Below are 25,665 nucleotides of genomic sequence, written 5' to 3'. Positions count from 1 at the left end.
AGTGTACGGAGCGCCCCGCCGTGCCGAAAATGACTTTTTGAGCCTGATCCATGCCCGCGGTTTATGGGCCACTGCCCGCACCCATGACTTCCAGGCATGGGCCACCGCGCGATCGTCATTTTGCAGATGGGCACGACCTGCCTACAGTCAGGTTGCCATGAACGCCCCCTCTTCCTCGTCGTCTTCCCGGCATGTGTGCGTGCTGGGCGCCGGCATCGTCGGCCTGGCCACCGCCTGGCAACTGCACCGCGACGGCCACCATGTGACGGTGGTCGACAGCGCCCACACCGGCGCCGGGGCCAGCGGCGCCAACGGGGCGCAGCTGAGCTACTCCTATGTGCAGCCGCTGGCCGACCCTTCGCTCTGGCTGCAGTTGCCGCGCCTGCTGCTGGCGGCCGACTCGCCGCTGAAGTTCCGCCTGCGCATGGACCCGCACCAATGGGCCTGGGGCCTGCGCTTCCTGGCGGCCTGCCGCGCCAGCGTGTCCCGCAACACCACGGCGCAACTGCTGGCCCTGGCGGCCGAGAGCCGTGCCGCCTTCGACCTGTTGCGCACGCAAGAATCCTTGGCCTGCGACTTCTCCGCCACCGGCAAGCTCGTGCTCTACCCCGACGAAGCCTCCTTCGCCGGCGCACGCCGCCAGATGGCGCTGCAGCAAAGCATGGGTACCTCGCAGCAAGCCGTCTCGGCCCGCGAGGCGGTGGCCATCGAGCCGGCACTGGCGCACTACGCGCCGCGCTTTGCCGGCGCCATCCACACACCCAGCGAATGCGCTGCCGACTGCCTCATGGTCTGCGAAGCCCTGCAGCGCCTGCTGCAGACGCGCGGCGTGCGGTTCCGTTTCCAGACCGAGGTCACGCGCCTGGTCCGCCACGGGCGGCGCATCATCGCCGCCGACACCCGCGAGGGCGGCCGCATCGAGGCCGACGCCTTCGTCGTTGCCCTGGGCACCGGCTCGCACCGTCTGGCCGCGCCATTGGGCCTGACGGTGCCGGTCTACCCGCTCAAGGGCTACAGCATCACCGTGCCGGTGGACGCCACCGCCGAGGGGGTGGCGCCGCGCGTGAACGTCACCGATGCCAAGCGCAAGGTGGTGTTCGCCCGCATCGGCGAGCGCCTCCGCGTGGCCGGCATGGCCGAGCTGGTGGGCTATGGACGCGACATCCCGGCCGACCGCATCGCCTCGCTGGTGGACAGCACCCGCGACGTCTTTCCCCAGGCCGGCCGCTTCGAGAACGTACAACCCTGGGCCGGCCTGCGCCCGGCCACGCCCACCGGCCTGCCGGTGCTGGGCCGTCTGCCCGGTGCGCCAGACAACCTGCTTTTCAACACCGGACACGGTGCCCTGGGTTTCACGCTGGCCTTTGGCAGCGCGCAGCGCGTGGCCGCCGCGCTGGGCCCGGCGCTCAGGCCAGTTGCTGCAGGGCTTGCTGCATACAGCGCGTAAAGGCGCGCGCGATCTGCGAATTGGGCCGTGCCGCGGGGCGCAGCATGCGCACCGTGGTGGCCACCCGGGGCTCGAGCGCCAGCACGTCCACCCGCGACGGGTCTGCCGAGGCCGCCGTGCACTGCTCCACCATCGCCACGCCCACGCCGTGGTGGGCCAGCGCCAGCGCCACGTGGTAGGTCTGCACCGTCATCACCTCGTTCAGGCCGGTGCCGCTGTCTCGCACCGTGTGCGCCAACAGCATGCCCAGCGGATCCTGCCCGTCGAGCGCGATCACGGGCAGCTTGGCCAGTTGCGCCAGCGTGAGCGTGCCAGCCTTGACCTGGCGCGGCGAGAGCAGACCCTTGGGCACCACGCAGACCACGCGCCGCTCGGCCAATTGCTCCTGCGCCAGCGCAGGATGCGACACGGCGCTGAACACGTAGCCCACGTCGGCCTCCTGCAGCACCAGGGACGACACGATCTGCGGCGAGTGCAGCGCCTCGTGGTGCACCTTCACGGCCGGATGCCGTTCGCGGAACAGCCGCATGGCGCGCGGGAACACCTCATAGCTCAGCGCCAGGACCGTCAGCACCCGCAACTCGCCCTGTCCGCGCCCGGCCTTGAGGCTGGCCGAGAGGCGCTGCACCTCGTCGAGCTGGGCGAACAGGCGCTCGATGTGCGGGTACAGCGTCTGCGCCTCCACCGTCGGCTTCAGGCGGCCGCCCACGCGCTGGAACAACTGAAAACCCAGTTGCAGCTCGGCATGCTGCAGGGTGCGGCTCACGGCCGGCTGGGTCACGTTGATCATGCGCGCGGCAGCGCTGACGCTGCCGGTGAGCATGACCGCGTTGAAGACTTCGATGTGGCGCAGACGCATGACCGCTATTGTTCATGCTTTTCCCGCCTTCCAGCGGGCCTACCGCTTCACCCGGAACCAGGCCGCGTACATCGCCGGCAGCGCCAGCAGCGTCAGCACGGTCGCCACGACCAGGCCCCCCATGATCGCCACCGCCATCGGTCCCCAGAACACACTGCGTGACAGCGGGATCATGGCCAGCACCGCCGCCGCCGCGGTCAGCACGATGGGGCGCATGCGGCGCACGGCAGCCTCCACGATGGCGTCCCAGGCCGGCACGCCGCGCGCGCGGTCCTGCTCGATCTGGTCGATCAGGATCACCGAGTTGCGCTGGATCATGCCCATGAGCGCGATCACGCCCAGCAGCGCCACGAAGCCGAAAGGCCGGTTCAGCGCCAGCAGCGCACCCGCCACCCCGGCCATGCCCAGCGGGCCGGTGAGGAACACCAGCATGGCGCGGCTGAAGCTCTGCAACTGCAGCATCAGCAAGGTGAAAACGATGAACAGCATCAGCGGAATGCCCACCACGATCGAGGCCGAGCCCTTGCTGCTCTCCTCCACCGCGCCCGCCACCTCGATGTGGTAGCCATTGAGGCCGCGCGTGGCCCAGCCATCGCTGATCTTCTTCAGCGCCGGCTGCAGTTCGGCGGTGACGGTGGCTCCTTGCAGGCCTTCCACCACGTCGCTCTGCACCGTGATGGCGTAGTCCCGGTTCTCGCGCCACAGTACACCGGGCTCCCAGTCGAACACCGGCTTGGCGATCTGCAGCAGCGGAATCGCCTGGCCGCTGGCCGTGGGCAGGTAGGCGTTGGTCAGGCTGCTGATGGCATCGCGCTCGTCCAGCGGCTGGCGCAACACGATGTCGATCAGCTTGTCGCCCTCGCGGTACTGCCCCACCGTCGTGCCGCTGAGCAGCGTGCGCGAGGCCTGGGCAATCGACTGGCTGGAGACGCCCAGCGCGCGCGCCTTGGACTGGTCCACCTCCAGGCGCAGGCGCTTGACCGACTCGTTCCAGTTGTCGTTCACGCCGCGCGTGTTCGGGCTCTCGCGCATGGCCTGCTTGACCTCGTCGGCCAGGCCGCGCAGCACGTCCGGGTCGCTGCCCACCACGCGGAACTGCACCGGATACGGCACCGGCGGCCCATTGGGCAGCAGCTTCACGCGGCCACGCACCTCGGGAAACTCGGTGGCCAGCAGCGCCGGCAGCGCCTTGCGCAAGGTCTCGCGGGTCTTCAGATCCTTGGGCAGCACGATCATCTGCGACACATTGGTCTGCGGAAAGATCTGGTCCAGCGGCAGGTAGAAGCGCGGCACGCCCGAACCCACCCAGGTCGTCACGCCGCGCACGCCAGGCTCGCCGGCCAGGCGCTGCTCCACGCGCCGCGTGACCTCGTCCATGGCGCGGATGCTGCTGCCCTCGGGCAGCCAGATGTCGACCAGGATCTCCGGCCGGCTCGAATCCGGGAAGAACTGCTGCTGCACCTTGCCCATGCCAGCCATGCCCAGCACGAAGGTCAGCACCGTCGCGCCGATGGTGAGCCAGCGGTGCTTCACGCACCAGTCCACCAATGCGCGAAAGCGCAAGTAGAACGGCCCGTCGAACACCTCGTGGGCCTCGCCCAGGTGCGGCTTGACCTTGAGCAGCACCACGCCCAGGTAAGGCACGAACATCACCGCCACCACCCAGGAGATCACCAGCGCCAGCACCGTCACCGCGAAGATGGCAAAGGTGTATTCGCCGGTGGTGGAGTTGGCCAGCCCGATGGGCAGGAAACCCGCCGCCGTGATCAGCGTGCCGGTGAGCATGGGCATGGCCGTGGCCTCCCAGGTGAAGGTGGCCGCGCGCATCATGCCGTAGCCTTCCTCCAGCTTGCGCACCATCATCTCCACCGCGATGATGGCGTCGTCCACCAGCAGGCCCAGCGCGATGATCAGCGACCCCAGCGATATCTTGTGCAGGCCGATGCCGAAGTAGTGCATGGCCAGGAAGGTGATGGCCAGCACCAGCGGAATGGTGATGAACACCACCAGGCCGGGGCGCATGTCCAGGCGGTAGCGGCGCAGCCCGGTGCCGCCCTCGCGGCGGTGCAGGCCCAGCGAGAGAAAGCTCACCGCCAGCACGATCACCACCGCCTCGATCAGCACCTTGACGAATTCATTGACCGAGTTGGTCACGGCGGCCGGCTGGTCCTGCACCTGCGCCAGCCGCATGCCCGCCGGCAGCGTGGCCTCGATGCCGGCCACGCTCTCGCGCAGCGCCTTGCCCATGGCAATGATGTCGCCGCCCTTGGCCATGGAAATGCCCAGGGCGATGCTGTCCTTGCCCTCGTGGCGCACCAGCACCTCGGGCGGGTCCAGGTAGCCGCGACGGATCTCGGCCAGATCGCCCAAGCGCATCTGCGCGCCGCTGCCGGCGCGGATGGGCATGGCGCGCAGTTGCTCCACCGAATTGAACGCACCGGCCACGCGCACCTGCACCACGTCGTGCGGCGCCTGGATCGCGCCGGCCGAGGCCATGGCGTTCTGCTGCCCCATCGCATCCAGCACCTGCTGCAGGTTCAGGCCCAGCGTGGCCAGCCGCTTCTGCGAGATCTCCACGAACAGCTTCTCGTCCTGCACACCGAAGAGCTCGACCTTGCTCACGTCGCGCACGCGCAGCAGGCGCTGGCGCACCTCGTCGGCCTCCTGCTTGAGTTCGGCGGGCGTGAACCCCTCGCCCTGCAGCGCGTAGATCACGCCATAGACGTCACCGAACTCGTCGTTGAAGAACGGTCCCACCACGCCCTGCGGCAGGGTGGCGCGCATGTCGCCCACCTTCTTGCGCGCCGTGTACCAGATCTGCGGCACCTCCGCCGGCGGCGACGAATCCTTGAGCTGGAAGATGATCAGCGTCTCGCCCGGCTTGGAGTAGCTGCGGATCTTGTCCGCGTAAGGCACCTCCTGCAGCGTGCGCTCGATGCGGTCGGCCACCTGTTCGGCGACCTGCCCGGCGGTGGCGCCGGGCCAGTAGGCCCGCACCACCATGGCGCGGAAGGTGAACGGCGGGTCCTCGTCCTGGCCGAGCTGGAAGTACGCGGCCACGCCGAGCACCATCAGCACGATCATCAGGTAGCGCGTGAAGGCCTGGTGGTCCAGCGCCCATTGCGAGAGGTTGAAACGCGCGATCCAGTTGCCGCCGCCCTGGGCGGAGGTGTGGGAGGTCGTGTCGCTCATGCGGCGCTCACTGCGTGGTGGTGCCGGCGAAGCGGGTCACCTTCTGGCCCGGTGCCAGCACATGCACCCCTGCGGCCACCACCTCCTCGCCCGGCTTCAGGCCGGAGGCAATCACCATCTCATTGCCATCGGCGGCGGCCACCACCACCGCGCGCGGCTGCACCGTGCCGGCGGCCGCGTCGTACACCCACACCGCCGAGCCACTGCGGTCGCCCTCGCCCGAACGCATGAGTGCGCTGGTGGGCAGCTTGATCACGCCCGCCGCCTGCGCCTGCGTCGCCACCGGCAGGGAGACATAGGCCGTGGCGCCCAGCGGCGCGGCGGCACCGTCCGGCAGCGAGAGCTTGACCTGGTAAGTGCGCGTCGCCGGGTCGGCGCTGGCCGCCACCTCGCGCACCTGCGCATTCAGCGTCGCACCGCTGCCATTGGCCGTCGCGGCCCACAGCCGCACCTGGGCATCCAGACCCGGGCGGAACTGCGCCAGCCGGTCTTCCGGCACGGAGATCACCACATCGCGCGCGCCATCGCGGGCCAGCCGCACCACCGGTGAACCGGCGGCCACCACCTGCCCCACCTCGGCGTCCACTGCCACCACCACGCCCGCGCCATCGGCGACCAGCCGGGCGTAGCCGGCCTGGTTGCCCTGCACCTCGCTCTGTGCGCGGGCCTGCCGCAGTGCCGCCTCGGCCGACTGCAGGGTGGCCTGGCGCCGCTCGATCTCCGCGCCGCTCACGAAACCCTGGGACAGCAGATCCTGGTAGCGCCGCAGGTCGGCCGCCGCCAGGTCGCGCTGGGTCTGGGCCGCGCTCACCTGCGCCTGCGCGGCCTGGCTGGAGAGCGCCAGGTCCTGCGCGTCGAGCTGCGCCAGCAACTGGCCTGGCTTCACGCGCTGCCCCACCTCCGCCGGGCGCTGCACCAGCTTGCCGCCCACCCGGAAACCCAGACGCGACTCGGTGCGGGCGCGCACCTCGCCCGCGTATTCGGTGCGCGCACTCACGCCAGACGCACCCACGGTGAGCAGCTTGACGGAACGGATGGGCTCGGGCGCCGCAGCAGGGCGCGAGCACGCCGCGAGCAATGCAGCGGCGGACACGACGGCGACAACAACAGGTGTTCTCATGGCGGATGGGCTCACTCTGGATGGCGGGTGGAGGAACCGCCAGCGCCCGGGGGCGCCGACGGATGGCCTGTGTGGTCAGACCGTTAATGACTGACCGGTTAGTAATCAAAATTGTAGTGTAAATTCCTCTCCTTTTTTCCACGGATCTCCAGGATCGCCGTCATGACCCCTCCTCCACCCACCCCTCAGGCCGCGCCCGGCACCTCCGGCCAGGGACCTGCACCGCTGGGTGGCGCGGTCGGCCACTACGAGAACTTCCCCGTGGCCTCCTGGCTCTGCCCCGCGCACCTGCGCCCGGCGGTGGCCGCCATCTACCACTTCGCCCGCACGGCGGACGACATCGCCGACGAGGGCGACGCCACGGCCGAGGTCCGCCTCGCCGACCTCGCCGCCTACCGGGAAGACCTGGCGCAGAGCCTGCAACCCGCCTCCGCGTCCGCGCCTTCGCGGCGCTGGCCCCAGGTCTTCGGGCCGCTGGCGCTGGCCGCGCGCCGCCACGCCCTGCCCCCGGAGCCGCTGCACGACCTGATCAGCGCGTTCGAGCAAGACGTGCGCCACACCGCCAACGCCCACCGCTGCGCCGACATGGCCGAACTGCTGGCCTACTGCCGCCTCTCGGCCAACCCGGTGGGCCGGCTGCTGCTGCACCTGTATGGTGTGCGCGACGAGGTTGCGCTGCAGCAGAGCGACCAGATCTGCAGCGCCCTGCAGCTCATCAACTTCTGGCAGGACCTGAGCGTGGACTTGCCGCGCCAGCGCTGCTACCTGCCGGCCGACGTGCTGCGCCGCCATGGCGCCCAGGTGGAGGACTTCCTGCCCGCCGCATCCGGTCACCCCGACAGCCCGGCAGGCATCGGCCGCCAGCAGGCCGTGGTGGCAGAACTCTGTGCCTACGCGCGCGGCCTGATGCTGCAGGGCGCGCCGCTCGCCCTGCGCGTGCCCGGGCGCGCCGGCTGGGAACTGCGGCTGGTGGTGCAAGGCGGCCTGGCCGTGCTCGACGCCATCGCGGCGCAGCAGCACCGCAGTTGGCAGACACGCGTCAAGCTCAGCCGCGCCGACCTGCCCCGCCTGGCCTGGCGCGCGTTGTGGATGTGAACAGGCCCAGTCCGTTCAAGGCTCGCCGATATCCTCGTTCCACAGCGCCGGCTCGGCGGCGATGAAGTCGCGCATCAGGGCCACGCAGGTGGCGTCCTGCAGCACCTCCACCTCCACACCGCGGCTGCGCAGCCAGTCCTCTTCGCCCATGAAGGTCTGGTTCTCGCCCACCACCACCCTGGGAATGCCGTAAAGCGCAATGGCGCCGCTGCACATGGGGCACGGCGAGAGCGTGGTGTAGATCACCGACTCCTTGTAGACCTGCGCGCTCTGGCGTCCGGCGTTCTCGAAGGCGTCCATCTCGCCATGCAGGATGGCACTGCCTTGCTGCACGCGCCGGTTGTGCCCGCGCCCGATGATGCGGCCCTGGTGCACGATGACCGAGCCGATGGGGATGCCCCCTTCCTCGCGGCCGAGGCGGGCTTCGTCGATGGCGGCTTGCATGAACGGGTCCATGGGGTTCCTTCGCTGCGTGGCGCCACCGGCGGTGGCGACTTCAGGGGCCATTGTGGACCAGCGCCTTGGCCTGCGCGGCCGCGCGGCTGCGCCGCCAGGTGGCGGGCGGCACGCCGTACTCGCGCCAGAAGGCGCGGATGAAAGCGGTGTCGGTCTGGTAACCCACGTCTTCGGCTATGCGCGCCAGCGGCGCCTTGCTGCGGCACAGCAGATTGGCCGCCAGCACCATGCGCCATTGCGTGAGGTACTGGATGGGCGAACTGCCCACCAGATGCTGGAAGCGCTCGGCCAGCACCGAGCGGGACGTGCCTGCCACACGGGCCAGCTCTTCCAGCGTCCAGGCGTGTGCGGGCCGCTGGTGCAGCGCGTTGAGCGCCGCCCCCACGATGCGGTCGCCCACGCCCGCCAGCCAGCCGGTGCGGCCCTCGCTCTGGCCATTGATGTAGAGCCGCAGCACCTCGATGAACAGCACCTCGGACAGCTTGGACAGCACACCCTCGCCGCCGGGCCTGGGTGAGCGCGCCTCGGCCAGCGCATAGCGCACCGAAGCCTCCAGCCAGATGCCGGCTTCGGCCCCGCGCACATTCACGCGCAGCACCGGCGGCAGGCCGGTGAGCAGCATGCGCGCCAGCCGGGCCTCGCAGGCCAGGTAGCCGCACAGCAGCCGCGTGGTGGCGCCACCGCCGCCGTAGCTGATCTGGCGCGGGCGGCGCTGCAGCAACTGCGCCAACGCCGTGGGAGCCGCAGGCGCCATGCCGGCCTCGGACGCCATGCGGTGCGCGTCGCCGTGCGGAAACACCACCACGTCGCCCGCCACCAGGCGCAACGGCGGCTGGCCATCCAGCTCCACCACGCACTCGCCCTCGGTGATGAGGTGAAAGATCACCACGCGCTCCGCGCCAGGCTCCAGCAGCGGGGCCGCGTCGTCGGCGCGTGGCGACTGGTAGCACCAGGGCGCGGTGAAGCGCCCCTGGATGAAGATGGCCCCCACCAGTTGCACCACGCGCAGGGTCTGGGACAGCGCATCCATGGCGGCGGTCCGCTCAGGCCTCTATGCGCAGGTCCATCGGCGTGGCCACGCGCACCGCGCACGGCACGGGCGAATGGCCCAGCGCCCCGTGCACCAGCGCGCGCAGGCGCTCGGGCGGCACACCCCCGTCTGCCGCCAAGCTCACCTCCAGCGTTACGCCGCAAGGGCCGGCCGGCACCGGCTGGCCGTCCGCGTCCGCCATGCCGAGCAGGCCGCGTGTGTCGGAGCGGCTGGTGGCCCGCACCTCCAGCCGCGTGAGGGCCACGCCACTCTGCACCGCCTGCAGCAGGATGGACGTGGCCGCGCAGGACGACAGGCCCGCGCGAAACAACCAGCCTGGCGTCACCTGGTCACCCGTGCCGCCCAGTTCCGCGGGCATGTCGGTCGGCAGCGCGGTGCCATTGGCGTGGTGCACCGTCATGCGCGTGCCGCCCTGCCAGCGGGCGGTGGCGGGCGCATCGTCGTGCAGACCCACCTCGGGCTTGCGCCGCAGCACAGACTGCACACGTTCGAGGGCGGCTGCAATGGCGTCATGGGGCGTCACGGTGGTCTCCTTGCACGAGGGGCGCGAAGCATTATGGAAGCGCCCACCGCGCCTCGGCACGCCTCCAGACGCGCGGTCAGCATTTCAGGACGCCCAGGCAGCCCGCGCCACGCGCGGCCCCCACGCCGGACGCTGGGGCAGGCACGGGCGCCGCGCGGGCAGGACAGGCCGGGGGCCTGCGGGGTCCACTGCGCAACAGGCCGGCCGCAGCCCGCTCCGGCCCCCATCAACCACCTTTCAGGAGACCCCACATGAACGCCAACCACGACCTCGTCGCCATCAAGTCCCGCCAGCAGATCGCCTGGGCCAGCGGCGATTACGCCGTCATCGGCACCACCCTGCAAATCGTCGGCGAGTCGCTGGCCGAAGCCTGCGACCTGTGCTGGGACGAGCGCGTGCTCGACGTGGCCGCCGGCAACGGCAACGCCACCCTGGCCGCCGCGCGGCGCGGCTGCCAGGTCACCTCCACCGACTACGTGGGCAGCCTGCTCGCACGCGGCGCCGAACGCGCGAAAGCCGAACGCCTGGACGGCAACGTGCGCTTCCAGGAAGCCGACGTGGAGGAACTGCCCTTCCAGGATGCCAGCTTCGACGCCGTGCTCTCCACCTTCGGCGTGATGTTCGCGCCCGACCAGCCGCGCTCGGCCGCCGAGATGGCCCGTGTGTGCCGCCCCGGCGGACGCATCGGCATGGCCAACTGGACGCCCGAGGGCTTCATCGGCCAGTTGTTCAAGACCCTGGGGCGCCACCTGCCGCCGCCCGCCGGCCTGCAGCCCCCGTCGCTCTGGGGAGTGGAAGCCCACCTGCAGAAACTCTTTGGCGACACCGCCGCCCGCATCGACGCCACGCCGCGCATCTTCAACTTCCGCTACCGCTCGGCCGCGCACTTCATCGACATCTTCCGCACCTGGTACGGCCCCGTGCACAAGGCCTTTGCCGCCCTGCCCACCGACAAGGCCCAGGCACTGGAGCACGACCTCACCGAACTGCTGGAACGCCTCAACACCGCCGGCACCGCCTCCCTGGTGGTGCCCAGCGAGTACCTGGAAGTCGTCATCACCCGCCGCTGACCCTGGAGCCCCGCATGGACGCCCGCCTGCAACGGCGCGTGCAACGCTACGGCTGGGACCTGGCCGCCGACAGCTACGAAACCCTGTGGCAGGCGCAACTGGCCGCGCCGCAGGCCGAACTGCTGGCGCGCCTGGCGCCGGCACACGGTGAACACGTGCTGGACGTGGCCTGCGGCACCGGCCTGATGGCCCTGCAGGCCGCCCGCGCCGTGGGCCCCGGCGGCCACGTGCTGGGCATCGACATCTCCGAGCGCATGGTGCAGGCCGCGCAGCAGCGCGCGCAGGCCCGGCAACTGACCCACCTGCACCTGCTGCGCATGGACGCCGAACAACTGGCGCTGGACGCGGCCAGCTTCGACGCCGTGCTCTGCGCCTTCGGCCTGATGTACCTGCCCGAACCCGAACGCGCCCTGCAAGAAGCCGTCCGCGTGCTGCGCCCGGGGGGGCGCGCCGGCTTCGCCGTCTGGGGCGAGCGCGCGCACTGCGCCTGGGCCGCCCTGTTCCCCATCGTCGACGACGAAGTGGCCAGCGAAGTCTGCCCGCTGTTCTTCCGCCTTGGCCAGGCCGACACCTTGGCGCGCCTGTGCACCCAGGCCGGCCTCACCGGCGTGCAGGCCTACCGCATGCGCGCCACCCTGCGTTACGCCAACGGCGAAGAAGCCTGCCAGGCCGCCTTTGCCGGCGGCCCCGTTGCGCTGGCCTGGGCCCGCATGGACGCGGCCGCCCGCGAACGCGCCAGCAGCCGCTACCTGCAAGCCCTCGCGCCCTGGCGCAGCGGCCCACGCTACGCCGTACCGGCAGAGTTCGTCATCGTCACCGGACGCGCACCACACGCGGGGTAAAGTCCGTCCTGCACCCTTGGCATGCAGGCAAGACGGACAACAGCCCATGAAACTACGCATCGTGATCGTTGGCGGCGGCGCAGGCGGCCTGGAACTGGCCTGCAAACTCGGGCGCGAACTCGGCGCCGAACAGGTCACCCTGGTCGACCAGCAGCTCTTCCACATCTGGAAACCCTCCCTGCACGAGGTGGCCGCCGGCACGCTGGACATCCACCAGGAAGGCCTGTCGTACGAAATGCTGGCGCACGACAACCGCTTCACCTTCTGCCTGGGTGCCATGACCGGCCTGGACGCCCAGGCGCGCACCCTGCAGGTGGCGCCCGTGCACGACGAAAACGGCGAAGAACTCATCCCCGCGCGCACCCTGCCCTTTGACGAACTCGTGATCGCCGTGGGCAGCACCGCCAACCACTACAACGTGCCCGGCGCCGCCGAACACACGCTCTCGCTCAACCGACCGGCCGACGCCGAGCACTTCCGCCTGCGCATGCTCAAGCTGCTCACCGCCGCTGAACTGCGCAAGAGCGCCGGCGGCGAAGGCCAGGTGCGCGTCGTCATCATCGGCGGCGGCGCCACCGGCGTGGAACTGGCCGCCGAACTGCGCGAAGCCAGCGTGGTGCACTCGCGCTACGGCTTTCGACGGCTGGACCCGCAGCGCGACGTGCAGATCACCCTGCTGGAAGGCGCCGCGCGCATCCTGGCACCGCTGCCCGAAAAAGTCTCCACCGCCGCCGCCGCCCTGCTCAAGGAGCGGCACGTGGCCATAGAAACCGACTGCCGCGTGGCCCGCATCACCCCCACCCAGGTGGAAGACGCCACCGGCCGCGCCTTCCCCGCCGACCTCGTGGTCTGGGCCGCCGGCATCAAGGCCCCCGACATGCTGGCCACACTCGGCCTGCCCACCAACCGCGCCGGCCAACTGGAGGTGGACGACCGCCTGCTCGTCAAAGGCCAGCCACACATCCACGCCCTGGGCGACTGCGCCGCCTGCCCCACCGCCAGCGGCGGCTGGGTGCCCCCGCGCGCCCAGGCCGCGCACCAGCAGGCCAGCTACCTGCACGGCGCCCTGCTGCGCCTGGCCATGGACCGCCCCGCCCCGCGCCACGGCTACGTCTACAAAGACCACGGCTCGCTCGTCTCCGTGGGCACCCAGACATCCGTGGGCAACCTCATGGGCAACCTCTTCCGTTCCACCTGGTACGTGCAAGGCATGCTCGCCCGCACCATGTACGTCAGCCTGCACCTGATGCACCACCAGGCCGTGCTGGGCACCCTGCGCACCGGCGTGCTCGCGGTGGCACGCTTCCTAGTGAAACGCGCCACGCCGCTGGTGAAGCTGCATTGAGGGGGATGCGGTTCCAGGCCACACGGAACGCCGCACAGGAAGCGGCAGACAAAGTCGCAGAAAATTGCGAAGAATTTCAAAAAAATCCATGTCTGACATATAGTTAGCCATGGATTCAAAGTCGCAAAAATTTCAGCTCTACGACGACCCTTCGCAGATGGATCTGCTGCTGCCGGGCCTACACCGCCAGGGCCCTCTTCTGGAGCAGGCCAGCGACCTGATCCGCCAGGCCGACCGCCTGGCCGGCCTGTGCCAACCCGGCGCCCTGGCAGGCCTGCGCCGGCTGCTGCGGGCCATGAACTCCTACTACTCCAACAAGATCGAAGGCCAGCACACCCTGCCGCTGGAAATTGAACAGGCCCTGCGCAACGACTATGCCCGAGACGCCGACAAAGCCCGCCGCCAGCGGCTGGCGCTGGCCCACATGGCCACCGAAGCCCGGCTGGAAGAACTCTGGCCATCCTGGGACACGGCCCAGGTCTGGGCCCCCCAGACCGTGCAAGACATTCACCAGGACCTCTTTGCCCGCCTGCCCGCAGACGACCTGCGCATTCCCGACACCGATCCCCCGGAGCACCTGCAACCTGGCGCGTTGCGCCAGCGGCAGGTGAGCGTTGGCCGGCACGCGGCGCCCGCGGCCGAACACCTGGGGGCCTTCCTGCGCCGCTGGTCCGAGGTGTATGGCGCCGTGCGGCGCGGCGAATTGCAAGTGCTCGCCATGGCCGCCGCGCATCACCGCCTGGCCTGGATCCACCCTTTTCGAGACGGCAACGGCCGCGTAGCCCGGCTGCACAGCCACCTGGTACTGGGCCACCTCGGGCTCACCAACGGCCTGTGGTCACCCTTGCGCGGCTTCGCACGCAGCCAGGAGCGGTATGACGCCCTCCTCGCCGCCGCCGACGAACCGCGTGCCGGCGACCTGGACGGCCGGGGCAACCTCACCGAACGCGGCCTGGAGCAATGGGTAGCCTACGTGCTGGTCACCTGCCAAGACCAGGTCCGCTTCATGACCGAAGCGCTCGCGCTCGACGGCATGAAAAACCGCATGGCGGCCTGCCTCACCTACGAAGAACAGGTGGTGCGCCAGGGCGTGCGCACCGAGGCGCTGCGCGCCCTGCACTACCTTTTTGCCACACAGGGCGAACTGGAGCGCGCCGACTTCAAAGCCATGCTGGGCATGGGCGAGCGCCTGGCCAGCGCCCAGGTAAGCGCCCTACTCAAACGCGGCCTGCTCGAATCCGACTCGCCCCACGGCAAACTGCGGCTGGGCGTGCCCCAGCATGCACTGCGCTTCTACTTCCCCAGGTTGTGGCCAGAAGCTGAAGCACAGCCATACTGAACACGCCGCCCGGCCGCCCGCGAGAAACCAGGAGAACCGCATGCCTCGGAAACAGCAGCTGCAGCAGCAACAGCACCCACCGCAGTACTGGCTGATGAAATCAGAGCCCGACGAATGCTCCATCGACGACGCGCTGGCCGCCCCCAACGCCACCGTGCCCTGGACCGGCGTACGCAACTACCAGGCCCGCAACTTCATGCGCGACGCCATGCGCCTCGGCGACGGCGTGCTCTTCTACCACTCCAGTTGCCCCGAACCCGGCATCGCCGGCATAGCCCGCATAGCCTCCGGCACCCGCCCCGACCCCACCCAGTTCGACCCCCAGTCCCCCTACCACGACCCCGCCTCCAAGCCCGATGCCCCACGCTGGCTGCTGCTGGACGTGCAGGCCCTCCAGAAAACCAGGCTCATGGGCCTGCTCGAACTGCGCGACACACCGGAGCTGAAAGACATGGTGGTGCTCAAGCGCGGAAACCGGTTGTCCATCACGCCGGTGAGTGCGGAGGAGTGGGAGGTGATTGGGCGGAAGTTGATGGGTGGATAGCGGTGGGGACGCACAGTGGGTTGGGTTATGCCATGCACGAAAGGCATGGATGCAAGTTTTTTGACGAGTGCTCAGCAACGCGGCGGCTTGGGCGAGTGTCTGCCGCAGGATGTCCATCACCAACTCGCGGTCGTCGCTGTAGGGGATCTGCAGCAGCCAGTGGCCTTCGCTGTCCCACTCGCCCTTCTGCGCCGGGTGCCACTGCTCAGCCGCGACCCAGCGCGCACGCTCGGGAGTGAAGCGCAGCGTGGCCCACTGCACCTCCTTGCCGCTAAAAATTCCGTACCCACTCCCCAGCGTCAGGTCCAGCTCGTCCTCGGGCACGTCAATGGCCGGCGCGGCTTCGATGCGTGGCTGGCTGATGTTGTCGACACTGAAGCTGCGCAACTCGTCGCGCTGATGGCACCACGCATCCAACAGCCAGTTGCTGCGGTAGTAAACCAGCCGCTGGGGTGAGACTGTGCGCAGGCTTTGGCGACCCGAACCTCTCGCCAGATACCTGAAGATCAGCCGCTTTCTCCCCACCAGCGCTGCACCAACGGCCTCAAAGCTTGCCGGATGAACAGCACGTTTCCCCATGCCGATGATGCGTACACGCCTGATCAATTGCTCGGATGCATCCGGCACACCTTCGTTGCGAAGAATGAGCTGCAACCTCTGCTCAAGGGGTTCGAGCTGCTGGTGCAGAAAGTCACCAGGCTGCACATCCCTGATCAAAGATTGCAGCGTAAGAAGTGCCAGAACCTCGCTGGGCTTGAACCAAAGCCCGGCCAGCTCTTGGGGAGCATCGTGGTCCCCCGTTGCAGGTCTCCAGCGATAGGCTTGGCATCCGCTGTCCCAATGAATCGGATGCCCCAACTTGTCTCGCAACCAGGAGAGGTCGCGCATCAAGGTTGCTCTGGACGCTCCTGTTTCTTCTTGAAGAAACGCCAGGGTGACGCTTCTTCTTTTGCGCAGGAGCGAGATCAGGTGGTGAAGCCTGTCCCTCTTGTTCAATTTTCCCTCCCTGCCTCTCGATCATTTTTCCCGCAAGCTCATCTTGCTTTGCAGGCTGCGGTGAGACGTTACACGACTACGCTTACGTGTTCAACGCAAAACGTCATTCATGTCGCTGACCATGAGCCCGTCCCGCCTCTTCTATACTTCTTTCGCCGTACAAACAGTGCGGCCGGGATTGGCGTCCTGAAGATTTGAAATCGATGAGATCGCTGCAACGATTGCGTTGCAGCGATCTCTTTCTTGTCTGTGCTTCCGTTTATGGTGGCCCGGATGGGGAGACTTCGGTCTCGCCGGTTTTGATTTCAAATCTCGGTACGCCAACCCTTTCGGGCCACCGCCACCCTCACCCGCGTGGCGGTGGTGTTCCAAGCGACAGGGAGGCCATGCATGCAGCAGTACCCACAGCAGCATCAGCAACAACAGGAAGAGCAGCAACACCACATGCCCACACCCCGGCTGGCGGTGTTGATCGATGCCGAGAACGCGCACGCCGCGCAGGCGCCGCAGGTGATGGCGCAGGTGCGGGCGTATGGCCGGCCCACGGTGTGCCGCGCGTATGGCGACTGGACCACCACGCAGCTCGCGCCCTGGAAGAAGTTGCTGCAGACGCTGTCGATCCGGCCTTACCAGCAGTTCCGCCATGTGCGCAGCAAGAACGCGACGGACTCGGTGCTGATCGTGGATGCGATGGACCTGCTGTATGCGCGCAAGGTGGATGGCATGTGCATCGTGTCTTCCGACAGCGACTACACGGCGCTGGCGCGGCGCATTCAGGAGGAAGGCCTGCGGGTCTATGGCTTTGGCCAGCGGTACACGCCAGCGCCTTTTGTGGCGGCGTGCGATGCGTTCACGTTTCTGGACGACCCGTCGCCGCCGGCCGAGGCATGCGGGCCCGGGCCAGGATCCGACGGTGTGCTGACCGGACATTGTTCAGGGGTGCACACATGAAGAAGGTGATGATGCTGAAGAGTGCACTCAGATGCCACCGGGCCCGGGCCGCATTGCGGGCGGTTGCCAAGCTTCTGCTCGTCGCCGTCGTTGGCGGCAGCGGCATGGGTGGCCACGGCAGCGCGTGGGCGCAACCGCCTTCGGTGGAGATTTCTTCGCGCCTGGTGCCGGGCGTGGACATCGTGACCGAGACGGTCAATGAGGGGTGGAGCGCATGGTCCCCGTTCGCCCTGAGTCTGTCGAAGGGCCTCCATAGGCTCAGTGCATGAGGGCTTCGACAAGCTCAGCCCGAACGGGGGGGTGGCATGGACGGAGAGGGGTGGCTCGAACGGAGGCGGGATGACCGGACGGAGGGAGGGTGGTCCGGACGGAGGGGTCGTCCCAAACGGAGGGAGTTCTTCCCCGATGAGGGGCGGAGCGCATGCTCCCCGTTCGCCCTGAGCCTGTCGAAAGGCTTCCATAGGCTCACAGCGCATGAGGGCTTCGACAGGCTCAGCCCGAACGGAGGGGGTGGTCCGGACGGAGGGGCCTACCTGAACGGGAGGGGGTGGCATGGACGGAGGGGTTAGCTCGCACGGAAGGGGCTGCCCGAACGGCGGGGGCCTGCCCGAACGGAGGCGGGATGACCCGGACGGAGGGGTCGACTCAAACGAAGGGAGTTCTTCCCCAATGAGGGGAGGTGCGCATGCTCCCCGTTCGCCCTGAGCCTGTCGAAGGGCTTCCATAGGCTCACAGCGCATGAGGGCTTCGACAGGCTCAGCCCGAACGGAGGGGGGATGGCCGGAACGGAAAGGGTTAGCTCGAACGGAGGGGCCTGCTCGAACGGATGGGGATGACCGGACGGAGGGGTCGTCCCAAACGAAGGGAGTTCTTCCCCAATGAGGGGAGGTGCGCATGCTCCCCGTTCGCCCTGAGCCTGTCGAAGGGCTTCCATAGGCACTGCGCATGAGGGCTTCGACAGGCTCAGCCCGAACGGAGGGGGGTGGCCCGAACGGAGGGGGGGATGGCTCGAACGAAGGGCGCCCAACCCGGACGGAGCGGCTCAGCCGGAACCGTCCCACCTCAATGAAAATCCCGGCTCACCGTGGACAGCCCATTGAGCAGCGGCGTGAGGTCTTCCAGGTGGCCGGCGATGAGGTTGGTGGCGTTGCCTTCGCGCTGCCACACGCCGCGCACGGCCAGCAGGCGTGCGTTGGCCAGCACGGCGCGCTGGCGTTCGCGCAGGTGGCGCCAGACGATGACCTGCACCACGCCGGTCTCGTCTTCGAGGCTGACGAACACCACGCCTGACGAGGTGCCGGGTTGCTGGCGCAGGGTGACGATGCCGCAATGGCGCACCAGGCGGCCGTTGGGAGCGTCGCGGAGTTGGGCGGCGCTCATGAGCCGGCGTTGCGCCAGTTCGGCGCGCAGCAGGGCCAGCGGGTGGCGGCGCAGCGTGAGGCCGGTGCTGGCGTAGTCCCACACGATGGCTTCGCCTTCGGGTGCTTCGGGCAGGGCCTGCGGTGCTTCGTCCACCGGCACGCCTTTGAGCAGCGCGGGCGGGGTCTGCAGCGCGGCGGCGTCCCACACCTGTTGGCGGCGGTGGCCGCTGAGGCCCATGAGGGCATCGGCGGCGGCGAGCGAGGTCATCTGCGCCTGGTCGAGGCTGGCGCGGCGGGCGAGCTCTTGCGCGCTGTGCAGGGGTGGCTGCTGTTGGCGCGCGGCCGTGATGCGATGCGCGGCTGCCTGGCGCAGGCCTTTGACGAGGTGCAGGCCCAGGCGAACGGCGCCGTCGGAGGTCGTGGTGCTGTCCCATTCGCTGTGCAGCACGTCCACGGGCCGCACGGCCACGCCGTGGCGCTGGGCGTCCTGCACGAGTTGGCTGGGGGTGTAGAAGCCCATGGGCTGGCTGTTGAGCAGGGCGACCAGGAATTCGGCCGGGTGGTGGCATTTGATCCAGGCGCTGACGTAGACCAGCAGCGCGAAGCTGGCGGCGTGGCTCTCGGGGAAGCCGTAGCTGGAGAAGCCCTTGATCTGTTCGAACACGCTCTGCGCGAACTCGCGCGCGTAGCCGCGGTCGGTCATGCCGTTGACCAGGCGTTCCTCGTACTTGTGCAGGTTGCCGGTGCGCCGCCAGGCGGCCATGGCGCGGCGCAGGCCGTCGGCTTCGCCGGGGGTGAAGCCGGCGGCCAGCACGGCGATCTGCATGCACTGTTCCTGGAAGATGGGCACGCCCAGGGTGCGTCCCAGGGCCTGCTTCAGTTCCGGGCCGGGGTAGCTGACCGGCACCTTGCCTTGCCGCCGGTCCAGGTAGGGGTGCACCGCGCCGCCCTGTATGGGACCGGGCCGCACCAGCGCCACTTCGATCACGAGGTCGTAGTAGCAGCGTGGCCGCAGGCGCGGCAGCATGCTCATCTGGGCGCGGCTCTCGATCTGGAACACACCCACGGTGTCGGCGGCGCAGATCATGTCGTAGGTGGGGGTGTCGCCTTCCCGTGCGTCCTGCATGGTGAAGGGGCGGCCCTGTTTCTGGCTGATGAGTGCCATGGCCTTGCGCAGGGCCGTCAACATGCCCAGCGCAAGCACGTCCACCTTGAGCAGGCCGACCGCGTCGAGGTCGTCCTTGTCCCATTCGATGACGGTGCGGTCCTGCATGGTGGCGTTCTCGATCGGCACCAGGCGCGAGAGCGGCAACTGTGTGAGCACGAAGCCGCCCGTGTGCTGCGAGAGGTGGCGCGGGAAGCCCATGAGCGTGTCGGTGAGTTCGAGCAACTGGCGCACCTGCAGGCTCTCGGGGTCGAGCCCGGCTTCGCGCAGCCGTTCGGGCGCGATGGCGTGCCCGTCCCACCAGCGCGACTGCTTGGCCAGCACCGCCAGCGCACCGTCGGCAAAGCCCAGGGCCTTGCCCACGTCGCGCAGGGCGCTGCGTGGGCGGTAGCTGATGACGGCGGCGGTGAGCGCGGCGCGCTCACGCCCGTATTTGCCGTAGAGGTACTGGATCACTTCCTCGCGCCGCTCGTGCTCGAAGTCCACGTCGATGTCGGGTGGCTCGTTGCGCTCTTTGGAGATGAAGCGCTCGAACAGCACGGTGGCCCGCGCCGGGTCCACTTCGGTGATGCCCAGGCAGTAGCAGACCACGCTGTTGGCCGCCGAGCCGCGCCCCTGGCAGAGGATGTCTTGGGAGCGTGCGAAGGCGACGATGTCGTACACCGTCAGGAAGTAGTGCTCGTACGCCATGTCGGCGATCAGGCCGAGCTCGTGTTCGATCTGCCGCGCAAAGGTCTCTGGCGTGCCTTGGGGCCAGCGCCTGCGCGCGCCCTCTTCCGTCAGGCGGCGCAGGTAGGCCGTGGGTGTCTCGCCTTCGGGGATCACCTCGCTGGGGTACTGGTAGCGCAGTTCGTCGAGCGAGAAGGTGCAGCGCCCGGCCACCACCAGGGTCTCGGCCAGCAGGTCGGCGGGGTAGAGGTTGGCCAGCGTGGTGCGCAGGCGCAAGCGCTGTTCGGCACTGGGCGCCAGCGCGAAGCCGCATTCGGTGAGCGGTTTGCCGATGCGCGTGGCGGTGAGCACGTCGTGCAGCGGCTTGCGCGAACGCAGGTGCATGCGCACGTCGCCCACGGCCACCAGCGGCACCGCCGTGAGGGCGCTGCTCTGGCGCAGGCGGTGCAGGTGCATCTCGTCGCCGAAGCGGCGCAGTTGCTCCGCGCCCAGCCAGCAGCGGCCCATGAAGTGTTGCAGCAGCCAGCGGGCGACGGCGTCCGCCTGGTCCTGCTCGCAAGCGTGTTCGGGCACGGCGATCACCACGCAGTCGGCCAGGGCCTCGGCGCGGATGGCTTCCCGCCTCAGGTGGTATGTGCCCTTGGGTGCGCCGCGGCGCAGGCCGGTGATGAATTCGCACAGGTTGCCGTAGCCGTTCAGGTTGCAGGCCAGCACGACCAGCGTGAACGGCGCCGCCGCCTCGCACCGCACCTGGAACTGGCTGCCCACCAGCAGCTTGAGGCCGTGCTCCTTCGCGGCCACATGGGCGCGCACCACACCGGCCAGCGAACATTCGTCCACCATGGCCAGCGCGCTGTAGCCCAACGCCTTGGCCCGTTGGACCAACTCGTGCGGGTGGCTGGCGCCGAGCAGGAAGCTGAAGTTGGAGAGGCAGCGCAGTTCGGCGTAGTCGGGGAGCGTGGGGGTCGGGGTCATGGGGCGCCCTCTGTGGGTCTCTTTCTTTCTTGTTGGGGGCTGGGGATGGCTGTCAACAGGCTCAGGCAAAGTGCCCATGCAGAAACCAGGCAGTGCCCTCTTCCAGCCGCGCCTGGAACACCCACACCACGCCGGCCTCGGGCGACAAGGCCACCCAGTAGTCGCGCACCACGGTGCACGGCGGCGACCCGTTGGCGTCTGGGGGCCGGTCCCACCAGCCGGCTTCCACGCGCTGGGGACCCAGCAGCAAGACCAGGGCGCCGTGGTAGACCGGCCGGTGGTCCTGCATCAGCAGCCGCAAGGGCTGGGGCAGGATGAAGCCGGGTTGCGGCAGGTCGGTGCCTGGAGCGCCTTTGCGCGGCAGAGGCAGCGCCGCCGGCTGCCAGTGGCACATGTGTTCGGGGCGGTGGTCTTCGCACAGCACCGGGCGCACCACGCGCTGCGGCCCCAGCCGCGCGGCCAGCCGCTCCAGCACCAGGCCGAGCTTCTTCTCGCCCTGGTGCACGGTGTCGGGCAACAGCGAGGCGCTCACACCGTGCAGGGGCATCACCTCGGTGGCCCGCAGGGTCAGTTCGCCCACGGGCGCGGCCAGCGCCACCCGCGCGAGGTGTTCGGCCAACAGGCGGCACAGGTGCTCCACATCGCGCGTGGGCTCGGCCGTGCGCAGGGTGAGTTCACCGCCCTCGCCGGCCGCGCGGGCGCGCATCGCGTCGTGCGCCCACCGCAGCGTGAAGGCGGTGACGCCCGCGCGCCGCGCGGCCAGCCAGGCCGCGAGCAGGTGCAGCAGGCGCCGGGCGCCGAACAGCAGGGCCGGCGCCTGTTCCACCCGCGCCATGAGTTCGAGCCGTTCTTCAAAGTGTTCGGGCAACGTCACCCAGGTGTGCGCCTCGGGTGCATGGCCATAGGCCTGGTCCAGCGCCCGCAGCAGCGTTGCGTCAAACCGCCGCGCGATGCCGCCGCGCGGCAGCGCACGCAGATCACCCAAGGTGCGGCAGCCGATGTGCTCCAGCGTTCGGCGGTGCGGCTGCACGGCGCTCAGCGTGGCCATGGGCAAGGCGTCGAGCTGTTCGGCGAGCGAGCGGCGCAAGCCGTTCTCGATGCCGGCACGCGCCAGCGCCAGCGCGGCCAGGCCGTTGGGCGCCCAGGCAAGCCGCGCCACCAGGCCGAGTTCGCGCCCCTGCGTGAGCACGCGGTCCCGCAGGGCGCGGCGGCCACCGAACAGGCGCACGCTGGCGTCCACCTCCATGAGCACGGCTTCGTCGGCCAGGGCCACGCGGGGCGTGAACTGCAGGGCCCAGATGGCCAGCGCGCGCTGCTGCGCGGCGGCGCCGTCAGTGGGCGGCGGGGCTGTGCCGGGGTTCGGCTGGGGCAGGAGTGCGGACCACAACATGGCCTTGGCTCTCTTTCTCTGCGTCTTGTTGGCGCGGTGGCACCCACAGGCTGGGCTGGCGCAGCCGGGGGGTGATGAGGGCCTGCAGGCTGCCGGGCACGGAAGCCAGCGTCAGCGTGCCGTCCAGCGGCGGGCCCTTGCGCTTGACCATGCGCACCTGCAGCGTCCAGTCCAGCCCGGCCTCGACCCACAGCCGCAGCGGCGCGGCCGACGATTCGCGCAGCGCGCGGCTGGGCCGGCAGACGAACACCGGCGCGTCGAAGCCGGCGGCCAGCACCTGCAGGCGACGGATCTCCACCGCCCGCGCCTGCGGCAGCCAGACCATGAGTGCGCCACAGGCCTGGGCCTTGATGAGCTGTTCGGCCGACCACAGGCGCTCGGCCGGCGTGTCGGCCCGCACCCAGACCAGCCGGTGCGCGCCGATGCCATCGAACCGCAGGCCCGGCGGATGGGGCTGCAGCGGCGGCCCCACCAGCACCACCGGCGGGCCGTCCGCGCAGATGCGGCGCAACGCGGGGCCCAGCAGGCGCCATTCCAGCGTGCCACCACCCAGGGGCGCGAGGATCTCGGTCAGGCCATGGCCGGGCCAGCCCCCTCCGGGCAGTTGCGCGTCCAGCGCGGCAAAGCCGCTGGGCCACACAGCCGACACCGGTGAACCCAGTTGGTCGCCCCGCCATACGGAGGGCATCGGCGGCAGAACGCCCCTCTGCACAGGGGATGAAGCAAGCATGGGGATGGCCTTAAAATACTGTTTCTACATACAGTATATGAAAGCCAAAAACCTGTCCAGCATGGTCGGACGAAGCTGTTTTCGGCCCTTTTCTCACCTGCTCAGAAAGATAATTAAAGTTATGTTTTCTATAAAAACACTATCAAAGTATTGAAATATTTGACATAAAAACAAAGTTTGATTTCTCCAAACCCTGAATAAATGCTTTAATTTCTTCATGAAAACCCTGCAATCCCTGGCCGCCGAACTGGAAGCCGCCCGCATCGCCCGGGGCCTGCAATACAAGACGCTGGCCGAGCGCACCGGCCTGAGTGCGCTGGCCGTGCGCCAGGCCCTGCAAGGCCGCACGGCGTTGCGCGCCACCAGCCTCATGGCCCTGGCCGACGAACTGGGGCTGGAGCTGGCCCTGGTGCCCAAGACCGTGGCGGCCTCCCTGCGCAGCGCGGACCACCCCGCCGCGGCCACGGGCAGCCCGCGCGTGCTCAGCGACGTGGAGCGCCTGCTGCTGGAACGCCGTGCCGCCACACCCGCCGCCCCACGCCCTTCACCCCCCACGCGGCCATGAGATTCCGCAGCCTGGACATCCATCTGGAGCAGCGCCTGGTGGGCGTGCTGTTCCAGTACGGCCAGGGCGCCAACGCCATCACCCGCCTGCAGCCCGAGCCAGGCTTCTGGCTCGATCCACAGGCGCCGGTGCTGTCGTGGTCGGCCCGTTTCGCCGACGCCGCGGACCGCGCCACCTTCGTGGCCCAGCACGCGGTGCAGCCGTTCTTCAACGGCCAGGGCGAACGCCTGCCGACCTTCTTCCAGAACCTGCTGCCTGAAGGGCCGCTGCGCCGGCACCTGGAACAGTTGCGCGGCTGTGCGCCGGACGACCACTTCGACCTGCTGGCCATGTGCGGCGACGACCTGCCCGGCGCGGTGCGTGCCACGCCTTCGGCGCAGAGCCGCCTGGCCACGGCGGCCATCGTCACGCAGCACCAGGACGCGCTGGAAGCCAGCGTGGTCGATGACCCGGTGGCGGGCGCCGTCTCGCTCTCGGGCATACAGCCCAAGCTGGGGCTGGTGGAGGCCGGCGGGCGGTACGTGGCACGCACGCGCGCAGACGGCGGCAGCGGTGTGCACATCATCGCCAAGCTGCCCGCCGTGGACTACGCGCTGCTGCCCGAGGTGGAAGCACTGTCCCTGCAACTGGCGCAAGCCGCTGGCGTACAGGTGTGCCGCGCCAGCCTGCGCCCGGTGAGCGACATCGAGCTGCAGGACACCCCTTTCGCGCTGCACACGGGCGCGCACTTCCTCGCCGTCGAGCGCTTCGACCGCGCCGGCGCGCGCCACATCCACTGCGAGGATTTCGCGCAGGTGCTGGGCCTGGACCCGCTGGACAAGTACCAGGACCCCCAGCAGCGCGCCAACTACGCTGCCCTGCTGCTGACGCTGCGCGAGTCCATGGGCCTGGGCGACGAGGCCGCACACGAGCTGCTGCGCCGCCTCATGGTCAACGAGATGCTGGGCAACTACGACGCGCACGTGAAGAACTTCGGCGTGGTCTACGCCGACGGGCGCACACCGGCGCTGAGCCCGGCCTATGACGTCGTGGCCTACGCCGCCTACCTGGGCGGGCGCGGCCACGCGCTGCGCTTCTTCCCCGGCGCACCCGATCGCGCGCAGCTCACGCCAACCCTGGTGCGCCAGCTCTGCAACGCCGCCGGGCTGCTGGAGACGCGCGTGCGCGCGGTGCTGCGCGAAACCGTGGAGCGCGCGCTGCAAGCCTGGCCCGCGCTGATCGAGGCCAGCCCCTTGCTGCCCGAACAGAAAGCCCGCCTGCTGGCGCATTTCCAGGCCGTGCCAGCGGTGCAGGCCGTGGGCCGGCGGCGCGGGCGCGTGCCAGCGCGCTGACCACCGGCACACGCCGGCCAGGCCGCACCTGGCACGCAGGCCGCACCTGGCACGGACCGTTACCTTTGAACCGGCCCCATTCCATCCGAGCCCCATCCCCCGTTCGGGCTGAGCCTGTCGAAGCCCTCCGACGATCCGTCCGTGGAGGCCCTTCGACAAGCTCAGGGCGAACGGTGTTCGTGCGTGCCTCCCCATTGGGACTTGGCCTCTACCTTCGGAGCGGGCCTCTGCTTTTGGACCGGACCCATTCCATCCGAGCCCCCATCCCCCGTTCGGGCTGAGCCTGTCGAAGCCTTCCGGCAATCCGTCCGTGGAGGCCCTTCGACAGGCTCAGGGCGAACGGTGTTCATGCGCACCTCCCCATTGGGACCGGGCCTCTGCCTTCGGACCGGGCCTCTGCCTTCGGACCGGGCACCTGCCTTCGGACCGAGCCTCCGCCTTCGGACTGAGCCCACTCCATCCGAGCCCCCATCCCCCGTTCGGGCTGAGCCTGTCGAAGCCCTCCGGCAATCCGTCCGTGGAGGCCCTTCGACAGGCTCAGGGCGAACGGTGTTCATGCGCACCTCCTCATTGGGACCGGGCCTCTGCTTTTGGACCGAGCACCTGCCTTCGGACCGAGCCTCCGCCTTCGGACTGAGCCCATTCCATC

20 protein-coding genes and 1 pseudogene are annotated in these 25,665 nt (G+C 69.3%); 11 read left to right on the top strand and 10 right to left on the bottom strand.

Annotated elements, in window-relative coordinates; genetic code table 11:
• The first annotated feature begins 157 nt into the window (after positions 1-157).
• The gene (locus tag KIT53_RS17925; RefSeq protein ID WP_297755545.1) at positions 158-1,447 is read left to right on the top strand and encodes a D-amino acid dehydrogenase; all 1,290 of its coding nucleotides are present in this window, start codon (positions 158-160) and stop codon (positions 1,445-1,447) included.
• On the opposite strand, the gene KIT53_RS17920 is transcribed toward KIT53_RS17925, so the two are convergent.
• The 3 genes from KIT53_RS17920 to KIT53_RS17910 are packed head-to-tail and all read right to left on the bottom strand — an operon-like array spanning position 1,407 to position 6,618.
• Positions 1,407-2,306, bottom strand: coding sequence for a LysR substrate-binding domain-containing protein (locus KIT53_RS17920; protein WP_297755542.1), 900 nt, complete (start codon positions 2,304-2,306; stop codon positions 1,407-1,409). The two genes, KIT53_RS17925 and KIT53_RS17920, sit on opposite strands and share 41 nt — an antisense overlap.
• A 39-nt stretch (positions 2,307-2,345) precedes the next feature.
• Positions 2,346-5,498, bottom strand: coding sequence for an efflux RND transporter permease subunit (locus tag KIT53_RS17915; protein ID WP_297755539.1), 3,153 nt, complete (start codon positions 5,496-5,498; stop codon positions 2,346-2,348).
• Positions 5,499-5,505: 7 nt separating this feature from the next.
• Complete coding sequence (locus tag KIT53_RS17910; RefSeq protein WP_297755537.1) at positions 5,506-6,618, bottom strand: efflux RND transporter periplasmic adaptor subunit; 1,113 nt, start codon at positions 6,616-6,618, stop codon at positions 5,506-5,508.
• A gap of 162 nt (positions 6,619-6,780) precedes the next feature.
• On the opposite strand from KIT53_RS17910, the gene hpnC reads away from it, so the two are divergent.
• Complete coding sequence (gene hpnC / locus KIT53_RS17905) at positions 6,781-7,713, top strand: squalene synthase HpnC (RefSeq protein WP_297755535.1); 933 nt, start codon at positions 6,781-6,783, stop codon at positions 7,711-7,713.
• A gap of 15 nt (positions 7,714-7,728) precedes the next feature.
• On the opposite strand, the gene KIT53_RS17900 is transcribed toward hpnC, so the two are convergent.
• The 3 genes from KIT53_RS17900 to KIT53_RS17890 are packed head-to-tail and all read right to left on the bottom strand — an operon-like array spanning position 7,729 to position 9,743.
• A complete protein-coding gene (locus KIT53_RS17900; protein WP_297755532.1) occupies positions 7,729-8,157 on the bottom strand; it encodes a nucleoside deaminase in 429 nt (142 codons plus the stop codon).
• A gap of 52 nt (positions 8,158-8,209) precedes the next feature.
• Entirely contained in the window at positions 8,210-9,199 is a 990-nt protein-coding gene (locus KIT53_RS17895) for an AraC family transcriptional regulator (RefSeq protein ID WP_297755529.1), read from the bottom strand.
• A 13-nt stretch (positions 9,200-9,212) separates the two neighbouring features.
• On the bottom strand, positions 9,213-9,743 hold the full coding sequence (locus tag KIT53_RS17890; protein ID WP_297755526.1) for an OsmC family protein: 531 nt from the start codon (positions 9,741-9,743) through the stop codon (positions 9,213-9,215).
• A gap of 251 nt (positions 9,744-9,994) precedes the next feature.
• Between KIT53_RS17890 and KIT53_RS17885 the strand changes: the two genes are divergently transcribed.
• The 5 genes from KIT53_RS17885 to KIT53_RS17865 all read left to right on the top strand — a co-directional run bounded on the left by KIT53_RS17885 (position 9,995) and on the right by KIT53_RS17865 (position 14,883).
• Entirely contained in the window at positions 9,995-10,813 is an 819-nt protein-coding gene (locus KIT53_RS17885) for a class I SAM-dependent methyltransferase (protein ID WP_297755523.1), read from the top strand.
• 14 nt (positions 10,814-10,827) lie between these two features.
• The gene (locus KIT53_RS17880; protein ID WP_297755520.1) at positions 10,828-11,655 is read left to right on the top strand and encodes a methyltransferase domain-containing protein; all 828 of its coding nucleotides are present in this window, start codon (positions 10,828-10,830) and stop codon (positions 11,653-11,655) included.
• Between the two features lie 46 nt (positions 11,656-11,701).
• A complete protein-coding gene (locus tag KIT53_RS17875; protein WP_297755517.1) occupies positions 11,702-13,000 on the top strand; it encodes an NAD(P)/FAD-dependent oxidoreductase in 1,299 nt (432 codons plus the stop codon).
• 109 nt (positions 13,001-13,109) lie between these two features.
• Positions 13,110-14,339, top strand: a complete 1,230-nt coding sequence (locus KIT53_RS17870) for a Fic family protein (RefSeq protein ID WP_297755515.1) — start codon at positions 13,110-13,112, stop codon at positions 14,337-14,339.
• A gap of 40 nt (positions 14,340-14,379) precedes the next feature.
• Positions 14,380-14,883: an EVE domain-containing protein gene (locus KIT53_RS17865; RefSeq protein WP_297755579.1), complete on the top strand. Its 504-nt coding sequence runs from the start codon at positions 14,380-14,382 to the stop codon at positions 14,881-14,883.
• A gap of 114 nt (positions 14,884-14,997) precedes the next feature.
• On the opposite strand, the pseudogene KIT53_RS17860 reads toward KIT53_RS17865, so the two are convergent.
• Positions 14,998-15,879 (bottom strand): annotated as a pseudogene (locus tag KIT53_RS17860) (WYL domain-containing protein); the annotation flags it as partial.
• A gap of 390 nt (positions 15,880-16,269) precedes the next feature.
• On the opposite strand from KIT53_RS17860, the gene KIT53_RS17855 reads away from it, so the two are divergent.
• Positions 16,270-16,830 (top strand): NYN domain-containing protein, encoded by a 561-nt coding sequence (locus KIT53_RS17855; RefSeq protein WP_297755512.1) that lies wholly within the window; start codon positions 16,270-16,272, stop codon positions 16,828-16,830.
• Complete coding sequence (locus KIT53_RS17850; RefSeq protein WP_297755509.1) at positions 16,827-17,099, top strand: hypothetical protein; 273 nt, start codon at positions 16,827-16,829, stop codon at positions 17,097-17,099. The genes KIT53_RS17855 and KIT53_RS17850 overlap by 4 nt, the downstream gene beginning before the upstream one ends.
• A gap of 793 nt (positions 17,100-17,892) precedes the next feature.
• Here KIT53_RS17850 and KIT53_RS17845 read toward each other — a convergent pair.
• The 3 genes from KIT53_RS17845 to imuA form a co-directional block, all read right to left on the bottom strand.
• Positions 17,893-21,000 carry an error-prone DNA polymerase gene (locus tag KIT53_RS17845; RefSeq protein WP_297755507.1) on the bottom strand — a complete coding sequence of 1,036 codons (3,108 nt, stop codon included), beginning with the start codon at positions 20,998-21,000 and terminating at the stop codon, positions 17,893-17,895.
• A gap of 61 nt (positions 21,001-21,061) precedes the next feature.
• The gene (locus tag KIT53_RS17840) at positions 21,062-22,390 is read right to left on the bottom strand and encodes a DNA polymerase Y family protein (RefSeq protein ID WP_297755504.1); all 1,329 of its coding nucleotides are present in this window, start codon (positions 22,388-22,390) and stop codon (positions 21,062-21,064) included.
• Positions 22,332-23,078: a translesion DNA synthesis-associated protein ImuA gene (imuA, locus tag KIT53_RS17835; RefSeq protein ID WP_297755501.1), complete on the bottom strand. Its 747-nt coding sequence runs from the start codon at positions 23,076-23,078 to the stop codon at positions 22,332-22,334. The genes KIT53_RS17840 and imuA overlap by 59 nt, the downstream gene beginning before the upstream one ends.
• A 259-nt stretch (positions 23,079-23,337) precedes the next feature.
• Here imuA and KIT53_RS17830 point away from each other — a divergent pair, with 259 nt between their 5' ends.
• Positions 23,338-23,685 (top strand): helix-turn-helix domain-containing protein, encoded by a 348-nt coding sequence (locus KIT53_RS17830; protein ID WP_297755498.1) that lies wholly within the window; start codon positions 23,338-23,340, stop codon positions 23,683-23,685.
• Positions 23,682-25,016: a type II toxin-antitoxin system HipA family toxin gene (locus KIT53_RS17825; protein ID WP_297755495.1), complete on the top strand. Its 1,335-nt coding sequence runs from the start codon at positions 23,682-23,684 to the stop codon at positions 25,014-25,016. Before KIT53_RS17830 ends, KIT53_RS17825 begins: the two co-directional genes overlap by 4 nt.
• Positions 25,017-25,665 lie beyond the last annotated feature (649 nt).

This window comes from Hydrogenophaga sp., assembly GCF_026125785.1.
Classification (GTDB): Bacteria; Pseudomonadota; Gammaproteobacteria; order Burkholderiales; family Burkholderiaceae_C; genus Hydrogenophaga.
This window is presented reverse-complemented; position numbering and strand designations above follow the sequence as displayed.

What these genes read in the sequence shown, in the direction of transcription:
- KIT53_RS17925 (WP_297755545.1), top strand. Translation starts at nt 158, where the DNA reads ATGAACGCCCCCTCTTCCTCGTCGTCTTCCCGGCATGTGTGCGTGCTG.
- KIT53_RS17920 (WP_297755542.1), bottom strand. Translation starts at nt 2,306, where the DNA reads ATGCGTCTGCGCCACATCGAAGTCTTCAACGCGGTCATGCTCACCGGC.
- KIT53_RS17915 (WP_297755539.1), bottom strand. Translation starts at nt 5,498, where the DNA reads ATGAGCGACACGACCTCCCACACCTCCGCCCAGGGCGGCGGCAACTGG.
- KIT53_RS17910 (WP_297755537.1), bottom strand. Translation starts at nt 6,618, where the DNA reads ATGAGAACACCTGTTGTTGTCGCCGTCGTGTCCGCCGCTGCATTGCTC.
- hpnC (WP_297755535.1), top strand. Translation starts at nt 6,781, where the DNA reads ATGACCCCTCCTCCACCCACCCCTCAGGCCGCGCCCGGCACCTCCGGC.
- KIT53_RS17900 (WP_297755532.1), bottom strand. Translation starts at nt 8,157, where the DNA reads ATGCAAGCCGCCATCGACGAAGCCCGCCTCGGCCGCGAGGAAGGGGGC.
- KIT53_RS17895 (WP_297755529.1), bottom strand. Translation starts at nt 9,199, where the DNA reads ATGGATGCGCTGTCCCAGACCCTGCGCGTGGTGCAACTGGTGGGGGCC.
- KIT53_RS17885 (WP_297755523.1), top strand. Translation starts at nt 9,995, where the DNA reads ATGAACGCCAACCACGACCTCGTCGCCATCAAGTCCCGCCAGCAGATC.
- KIT53_RS17880 (WP_297755520.1), top strand. Translation starts at nt 10,828, where the DNA reads ATGGACGCCCGCCTGCAACGGCGCGTGCAACGCTACGGCTGGGACCTG.
- KIT53_RS17875 (WP_297755517.1), top strand. Translation starts at nt 11,702, where the DNA reads ATGAAACTACGCATCGTGATCGTTGGCGGCGGCGCAGGCGGCCTGGAA.
- KIT53_RS17870 (WP_297755515.1), top strand. Translation starts at nt 13,110, where the DNA reads ATGGATTCAAAGTCGCAAAAATTTCAGCTCTACGACGACCCTTCGCAG.
- KIT53_RS17865 (WP_297755579.1), top strand. Translation starts at nt 14,380, where the DNA reads ATGCCTCGGAAACAGCAGCTGCAGCAGCAACAGCACCCACCGCAGTAC.
- KIT53_RS17855 (WP_297755512.1), top strand. Translation starts at nt 16,270, where the DNA reads ATGCAGCAGTACCCACAGCAGCATCAGCAACAACAGGAAGAGCAGCAA.
- KIT53_RS17850 (WP_297755509.1), top strand. Translation starts at nt 16,827, where the DNA reads ATGAAGAAGGTGATGATGCTGAAGAGTGCACTCAGATGCCACCGGGCC.
- KIT53_RS17845 (WP_297755507.1), bottom strand. Translation starts at nt 21,000, where the DNA reads ATGACCCCGACCCCCACGCTCCCCGACTACGCCGAACTGCGCTGCCTC.
- KIT53_RS17840 (WP_297755504.1), bottom strand. Translation starts at nt 22,390, where the DNA reads ATGTTGTGGTCCGCACTCCTGCCCCAGCCGAACCCCGGCACAGCCCCG.
- imuA (WP_297755501.1), bottom strand. Translation starts at nt 23,078, where the DNA reads ATGCCCTCCGTATGGCGGGGCGACCAACTGGGTTCACCGGTGTCGGCT.
- KIT53_RS17830 (WP_297755498.1), top strand. Translation starts at nt 23,338, where the DNA reads ATGAAAACCCTGCAATCCCTGGCCGCCGAACTGGAAGCCGCCCGCATC.
- KIT53_RS17825 (WP_297755495.1), top strand. Translation starts at nt 23,682, where the DNA reads ATGAGATTCCGCAGCCTGGACATCCATCTGGAGCAGCGCCTGGTGGGC.